The organism is Succinivibrio sp., assembly GCF_045124615.1.
Taxonomy (GTDB): domain Bacteria; phylum Pseudomonadota; class Gammaproteobacteria; order Enterobacterales; family Succinivibrionaceae; genus Succinivibrio; species Succinivibrio faecicola.
Genome location: NZ_JBGVMC010000363.1, coordinates 1 through 1,517 on the forward strand (window position 1 = coordinate 1; position 1,517 = coordinate 1,517).

At 39.1% G+C, this 1,517-nt stretch carries 2 protein-coding genes; both read left to right on the forward strand.

Going from position 1 to position 1,517, the window contains the following annotated elements; translation table 11 throughout:
* Nucleotides 1-756: PBSX family phage terminase large subunit (locus tag ACJML3_RS09630; protein WP_406022735.1), on the forward strand; the 756-nt coding region annotated here is incomplete at its 5' end.
* 12 nt (nt 757-768) lie between these two features.
* Nucleotides 769-1,517, forward strand: a 749-nt coding sequence (locus ACJML3_RS09635; protein ID WP_406022737.1) for a hypothetical protein, incomplete at its 3' end; no start/stop codon positions are given.

Consider the following 1,517-nt stretch of genomic DNA (forward strand, 5'->3'; position numbering starts at 1 on the left):
AAAAGCCGTTTCTTTGATGTGAAATCACCGCAGATTTTTACTCTGACAACAAATTATAAATGTAATGAGTGGTTAACCAAAGAGGATCTATTCACCTTTGAGGAAATGGAGCGTAACAATCCAAGACGTTATAAGATCGAGGGTTTAGGCGAGTGGGGTGTAAGTGATGGATTAATCTATAACAATTTTGAGGTTAGAGAATTTGATTACCGCCTAGAAAGTATCAGAAAAGCAAGCAACAAAATATCATACGGTTTAGATTTTGGTTTTACCGATCCAACGGCTTTTATTGGAGTTGTGATCAGCGAAGAAACAAAAGAGCTTTTTATATTCTGTGAGTGGTATCAGAGCAATGTTACCAACAACGAAATAGCAAAGGCAATAAAAAGAATTGGGTTAAAGCGTGAAAAAATCTATTGTGACAGTGCCGAACCAAAATCAATTGAAGAATTAAAAAAGCTCGGTATAAATGCCGTAGCGTGTTCAAAAGGTGTTGATTCCGTGCGTTATGGTATTCAAAAAATTCAGAATTACAAAATCATTATTCATCCTGAATGTGAAAACTACTATCACGAAATTACAAATTATATCTGGAAAAAAGATCGCAACGGTAAAACCACAAATGAACCAGAGCATGAATTTTCTCATTTGCAGGATGCCCTGCGTTATGCGCTAGCAGATGTTAAGCCTCCTATGCAGATCCATGCAAATAATTTAAAGTTACTTAGAGGACGGCGTTTTATTATTCAGCGTTAAGGCGGTAAAAAAATGGATAAACAGATTGCACAAAGGGCAGGAATAGCATTTAAGTTAGGCATGGCGTTTGGTCAAGGCATGGCAAGAGCGAGATCTAAACTCACTCAGGATGAAGCAAAGTGGATCACTGTTAAGCCTAATGGTGAAAATGCAAGAGGCAGACACGCTCTAATTGACGGTGAAACAGGTCAAATACTTGGAGGCATGGGCGGTAAATTCAACGGCAAGCATATTACAAAGGCAAATAAAAACGCTCAAAAGGCAGAACAGAACAAGCCTAAGTCACGCAGAGAACAGCTATTAGAGCAACGTCAAAAGAATAATCAAATGGACTATTCTTTACCTGAAAAAGTTGATAAGAGTGTAATTATTCAGAACCGTGATCGCACTTCTCAGATCTCACAGACACAGATCAGAGAGATTGCAAAAGATCCTGATTATATGCGCTTATCAAATAACAGCTCATTATCTGATGGTGCTCCTGTAATTGCTTATGGAACTATCCCACAGGAACAACTTGGAAAGGTAACTACTGCGGTTGCCAGTGACGGAACACGCTATAAAGTACAGTATGCCGTGATTGATGCGGATGCAGTCGAAACATCACACAACATTAACGGAGCTGAAAACGAAAAGTTTTACAGTGATGATCCGAACATTACCAGAGCGATTGCAGGCAACGGCAGATTAACAGGACTTAAAAAGGCGTATGAGCAGGGCACTGCAGGGAACTATGCAGATGAATTATTACTTGATGATTC